The sequence below is a fragment of the Tabrizicola sp. genome (assembly GCF_041911175.1).
Taxonomy (GTDB): Bacteria; Pseudomonadota; Alphaproteobacteria; order Rhodobacterales; family Rhodobacteraceae; genus Tabrizicola.
Map to the genome: position 1 here is coordinate 1 of NZ_JAYRPN010000158.1, position 5,702 is coordinate 5,702.

Genomic DNA, 5,702 nt, shown 5'->3' on the forward strand with positions numbered 1-5,702 from the left:
CGGGGTCAGTTGCCTTGCTTGCCGGCGGCGGGCGCCGCCTCGCCGGCCGGGGCGGCGCCTTCCGCGGCGCCTTCCGCCGGCGGCGGGGCTTCCTCGGTCAGCGCGCCATCGGTCCAGGTCCCGGCCGCGGTCTGGCCGGTGGCATAGCGCATGATCCCCTGGCCCTGCCGCTTGCCGGCCTTGAAGCTGCCTTCGTAGACGTCGCCATTGGCATAGGTGGCGGTTCCCTGCCCGTCGATCTCGCCGGCCTTCCAGCCGCCGGTATAGCGGAAGCCGTCGGCCATCACGATCTCGCCCTGGCCCTCGCGCTGGCCGGCGACGAAATCGCCGGTATAGACCGACCCGTCGGCGTATTTCGCCACACCCTTGCCCTGGCGCTGGCCGTCCTTCCAGTCGCCGTCATAGGTGTAGCCGTCGGGATAGGTCATCTTGCCCTTCCCGTGGTTCTTGCCGCCCTTGAACGCGCCTTCGTAGACAAGCCCGTTGGCATAGCTGGCCCGGCCGGTCCCCTCGATCACGCCGTCCTTCCAGTCGCCCTCGTAGGTCGAGCCGTCGGCATAGGTGATCCTGCCCTTGCCGTTCGCAAGATCGTTCACGAACTGGCCCTCGTAGACCGATCCGTCGGGGTAGGTCACCTTGCCGGTGCCCTCGATCCGGCCCGCCACCCAGTTGCCGTCGTAGACATAGCCGTCGGTGCCGCGGAAGATGCCCTTGCCCTGCCGCTGGTCGGCGGCGAACTCGCCCTCGTAGCTGTCGCCGTTGGCGTAGGTCACCTTGCCCTTGCCCTGCCGCTTGCCGTTCTGGAAGCCGCCCTCGTAGACATCCTTGTTGGGCTGGGTGAGCTTGCCCTGGCCGTTCATTTCCCCGTCGGCCCAGCCGCCGTCGTAGGTCAGCCCGTCGGCGAGCGTCAGCTTGCCCTGACCCGCACGCTGGCCGCGCAGGATGTCGCCTTCATAGACGGCGCCGTCGGGGTAGGTGATCCTGCCCTTGCCCTCCTTCACGCCCATCACCCAGTCGCCGTCGTAGACGTAGCCGCCGGGGCTTTCCATGCGGCCCTTGCCGTTGTGCAGCGCCTTGGTGAATCCCCCGGCATAGGTGGTGCCGTTGGCATAATGCGCCGTGCCCTGCCCCTCGATCTCGCCCGCCAGCCAGTCGCCCTCGTAGGTGCCGCCGTCGGCGAAGGTGATCTTGCCCTTGCCCTGGGGCTTGCCCTTCACGAAGGCGCCCTCGTAGACCGAGCCGTTGGGGTAACGCGCGCGGCCCTGGCCGAGAATCTCGCCCTCGACCCAGTCGCCGCTGTATTCGTAGCCGTTGGGCAGCCGGTAGATGCCTTGGCCGTGTTGCTTGCCGTCCTTGAAGGTGCCTTCGTAGATGCCGCCGTCGTCGTATTCCTTGGTGACGACCTCCTGCGCGGCGGCGATGCCGGCCGCCGTCACGGCAACCCCCGCCGTCGTGATCGCCAGCGCGGCGAGACCCGCCGCTGTCAGACCGTGACCGCCCATCCGCTTCATCATCGCCTCTCCGTCGCCACCTTCGGTCCGCACTCGCAAGCGCTTCCATACACCCGTTCGCACGGGCGGGAACCATATTTCCCGGACCCCGCGGTGACAAGTCAAAGGCGGCGCGCCGGGGGATGATCGGCGGCCGAGGGGTGGCCCCTTTCCGCCCATCGGCGCTTTCCCTTCGCGGCAGGTCTGCTAAGACAGGGGCGCCACGAACCCGGAGACGCGCATGGCCGGCACCTTCCGCCTGACCCTCGCCCAGCTCAACCCGACCGTCGGGGATTTCGCCGCGAACGCAGCGAAGGCCCGCGCCGCCTGGGCGGAGGGAAAGGCGGCCGGCGCCGACATGGTGGCGCTGACCGAAATGTTCCTGACCGGCTACCAGACGCAGGACCTGGTGCTGAAACCCGCCTTCACCGACGAGGCGATGGCCTGGATCGCGCGGCTGGCGGCGGATTGTGCGGATGGCCCGGCGCTCGGGATCGGCGGGCCCTGGCGCGATCCGCAGGGGCTTCTCTACAACGCCTGGCATGTGCTCCAGGGCGGCAAGGTGCAGGCGCGGGTTCTGAAGCATCACCTGCCGGACGACACCGTCTTCGACGAGGGCCGGCTGTTCGAAACCGCTCCGGTCAGCGGGCCCTACGCCGTCGGCGGCGTGCGCATCGGCACGCCGATCTGCGAGGATGCCTGGTTCGACGACGTGACCGAGACGCTGGCAGAGACGGGGGCCGAGATCCTGCTGGTGCCGAACGGGTCGCCCTACTACCGCAACAAGTATGACCGGCGCGTCAACCTCATGGTCTCCCGCGTGATCGAGACGCACCTGCCGCTGGTCTATCTCAACATGGTCGGCGCCCAGGACGACCAGGTCTTCGACGGGGCGAGCTTCGTCCTCAACCCGGGCGCGGACCTGGCGTTGCAGATGCCGGCCTTCGACGAATGCATCCGCCATGTCGATTTCACCCGCGGCGAGCACGGCTGGCGGGCGGCGCGCACCGAGCTGGTGCCGCTCCCGGACGAATGGGAACAGGACTATCGCGCGATGGTGCAGGCCTTGCGCGACTATTGCCGCAAGTCGGGGTTCGGCAAGGTGATGCTGGGGTTGTCGGGCGGCGTCGATTCGGCGCTGGTGGCCGCCGTCGCGGCAGATGCCCTGGGTCCAGACAACGTCCGCTGCGTGATGCTGCCGTCGGAATACACCTCGGTCCATTCGCTCGAGGATGCGAAGGCGGTGGCGCAGGCACTGGGTTGCCGGCTCGACACCGTGTCGATCGAGGGCGCGCGGGAGGCCGTGGAAGTGGCGCTCGCGCATCTGTTCGAGGGGCTGGCGCCGGGGCTTGCCGAAGAAAACATTCAGTCCCGCCTCAGGGGCCTGATGCTCATGGCGATCTCGAACAAGTTCGGCGAGATGCTTCTGACCACCGGCAACAAGTCCGAGGTGGCGGTCGGCTATGCCACTATCTACGGCGACATGTCGGGGGGCTACAACCCGCTGAAGGATCTCTACAAGACCCGGGTGTTCGAGACCTGCCGCTGGCGCAACGCCAACCACCGGCCCTGGATGACGGGGCCGGAGGGCGCGGTGATCCCCGAGCGGGTGATCGAGAAGGCGCCTTCGGCCGAACTCAGGCCCGACCAGAAGGACGAGGACAGCCTGCCGCCCTATGCCGTGCTCGACGCGATCCTCGAGCGGCTGATCGAGGGCGACCAGTCGGTGGCCGAGGTGGTCGCGGCGGGCTTCGACCGGGCGGTGGTGAAGAAGGTGGAGAGCCTCATCTACGCCAGCGAACACAAGCGCTTCCAGGCGGCGCCGGGGGTGCGGCTGACGAAGAAGGCCTTCTGGCTCGACCGCCGCTATCCAATCGTCAACCGCTGGCGCGACGGAAGCTGATCGCCCGGTTGCGACGCGGACTGCCGCCGCCGGGAATGCCCTGCGCCCGTTCCACCGCTAGGATCGCCTCCTGCCATCAACAGGAGGTGAAGCCATGCCGACACGCATTCTCCCGGGCCTTCTCGCTTGTGCTCTTGCCGCCGGCCCGGCGGCGGCCGAGACGACGTTGCGGATCATGAGCTACAACATCTGGGGCGGCGGCGGCAACGAGGCCAAGGGCGTCGAGGAGACCGTGGCGGTGCTGAAGGCCGCCAATCCCGACATCATCGGCATCCAGGAAACCCGGCTCGAAGGCGCCGACTGCACCGCCGACCATTGCCCGCCGCAGGGCGACTCCGTCGCGAAAGCCATCGCCGAGGCGCTGGGCTACCAGTACCACGACCAGACTCAGGAAAATGCGGCGCTCTGGGCCAACGCGATCCTGTCGCGCTATCCGATCGGGGCGGCGAGCCCGAATGACCTCGGCGTGCCGATCGACGTGAACGGGACGACGGTCTGGGCCTTCAACATCCACCACGACGACGAGCCCTATCAGCCCTATCAGCTTCTCGGCATCGAATACGGGCCGGCGCCGTTCATCAAGACCGAGGCCGAGGCGATCGACTACGCCAACCAGACCCGCGGGCCGGCGATGGACCTGTTGTTTCAGGACATGAAGGCGGCCGAGGGCGCGGCGGCGGTTCTGGTCTTCGGCGACTTCAACGAACCCTCGGAACACGACTGGACCGAGGCGGCGGTCGCGGCGGGCCGGCAGCCGGTGAAGGTCGTCTGGCCGACGACGCGGCGGTTGTCGGAGGCGGGCTTTGTCGACACCTACCGGGCGGTCTGGCCCGACCCGGTGGCCAAGCCCGCCTTCACCTGGACGCCGCAGGGCGACGAGACAGACCCCGAAGACCATCACGACCGCATCGACTTCGCCTTTGCCAGGGCGGCGGGGCTGAAGGTCCTCGATGCCTGGATCGTCGGCGAGACGGGCCCGCGCACGGATCTGGCGGTCGATCCCTGGCCCTCGGACCATCGGGCGGTGCTGGCGGAAATCTCGTTCTGACCCCCTCCGGTTGTGCGCCCGGGCACAGGCACCGTTCGGGCATGGGGAAACTCGCGGCGGACGAGATGCGTTAGTGTCCCGTCACATCCGAGGAGATTCCGTCATGAGCAGACCGAAAATTGCTGTCATCTTCTATTCCACCTACGGCACCAACCACGCCATCGCCGAGGCCGCCGCGAAGGCCGCCGAGGCCGCCGGCGCCGAGGTGCGCCTGCTGCGGGTGGCCGAAACCGCGCCCGAAGCGGCGGTGAACGGCCAGCCTGCCTGGAAGGCGCAGGCGGACAAGATGGCCTCGATCCCGGTGGCGACGCCCGACGACATGGCCTGGGCCGACGGCTATTTCATCTCCTGCCCCACCCGCTACGGCGTCTCGGCCAGCCAGCTCCGCGCCTTCATCGACACGCTGGGGCCGGTCTGGCAGAAGGGCGGGCTGTCGAACAAGCCGATCACCGCAACCACCAGCGCGGGCAACCCCCACGGCGGGCAGGAGGCGACGATCCTGTCGCTCTACACCACGGCGATGCACTGGGGGGCTATCATCGTCGCGCCGGGCTATACCGACGATGCGATCGCCGCGGCGGGCGGCAATCCCTATGGCTATTCCGCCAAGGCGGGGGAGTTCGACGACAAGGGCCGGGCGGCGGTCGCCCATCAGGCGCGGCGCCTCGTCGAGATGACGAAGAAGCTCATAGCCTGACACCGGCGGCGGGGGTCCGGACCGGTCTTCAGATCGGGCCCACCGGGCAGGCGGCGATCAGCCGGCGGGCCTCGCCGGGGTGGCAAAGCTCGGTCGCCTCGGTCATCACCGCAGCACTTGCAGCTGCCATGCCCTCCTGCAGCGCGCGGGGAAGCGCGCGCCCCCGGGCGAGCGCCAGCGTGAAGGCCGCGACGAAGCTGTCGCCGGCCCCGACCTTGCTTTTTACCGGCACCTCTGCCGCCTTGGAGAACCAGCGCCCCTCGCGCGTCGCCATGACCGAGCCGTCGGCCCCCCGCGCGATGACCACGATCTCGGCCGCGCCCTGACGCACCAGGTTTTCGGCGAAATCGGCGGTGTCGCCGCGGGTCTTGAGGCGGCTCGCGGCCAATGCCTCGGCCTCGCCCGCGTCCATCCGCAGGACATGGAGGGGGCGGGGCGGGCGGGCGGCGCGGGCGAGCGTCTCGCCCGAGGTGTCGAGAACCAGCCGCGCGCCCTTGGCGGCAACGCGGCGGGCGAGCGTCGCCGGCAGGTCGTGCGGCAGGCCGGGCGGCAGGCTGCCCGACA

The 5,702-nt window shown here is 69.1% G+C and carries 5 protein-coding genes; 3 read left to right on the top strand and 2 right to left on the bottom strand.

All coding sequences use genetic code 11. The features are described 5' to 3' along the window. Positions 1-5: 5 nt before the first annotated feature. A complete protein-coding gene (locus tag ACE3P6_RS21415; protein ID WP_374398495.1) occupies positions 6-1,514 on the bottom strand; it encodes a 2-isopropylmalate synthase in 1,509 nt (502 codons plus the stop codon). A 217-nt stretch (positions 1,515-1,731) separates the two neighbouring features. Between ACE3P6_RS21415 and ACE3P6_RS21420 the strand changes: the two genes are divergently transcribed. From ACE3P6_RS21420 to wrbA, 3 genes are all read left to right on the top strand, one after another. Beyond that, positions 1,732-3,393 carry an NAD+ synthase gene (locus tag ACE3P6_RS21420; protein WP_374398497.1) on the top strand — a complete coding sequence of 554 codons (1,662 nt, stop codon included), beginning with the start codon at positions 1,732-1,734 and terminating at the stop codon, positions 3,391-3,393. Positions 3,394-3,487: 94 nt separating this feature from the next. Continuing rightward, entirely contained in the window at positions 3,488-4,441 is a 954-nt protein-coding gene (locus ACE3P6_RS21425) for an endonuclease/exonuclease/phosphatase family protein (RefSeq protein WP_374398499.1), read from the top strand. 103 nt (positions 4,442-4,544) lie between these two features. Then, positions 4,545-5,138 carry an NAD(P)H:quinone oxidoreductase type IV gene (gene wrbA / locus ACE3P6_RS21430; protein ID WP_374398502.1) on the top strand — a complete coding sequence of 198 codons (594 nt, stop codon included), beginning with the start codon at positions 4,545-4,547 and terminating at the stop codon, positions 5,136-5,138. Between the two features lie 28 nt (positions 5,139-5,166). Here wrbA and ACE3P6_RS21435 read toward each other — a convergent pair. Continuing rightward, positions 5,167-5,702: 1-phosphofructokinase family hexose kinase (locus ACE3P6_RS21435; RefSeq protein WP_374398504.1), on the bottom strand; the 536-nt coding region annotated here is incomplete at its 5' end.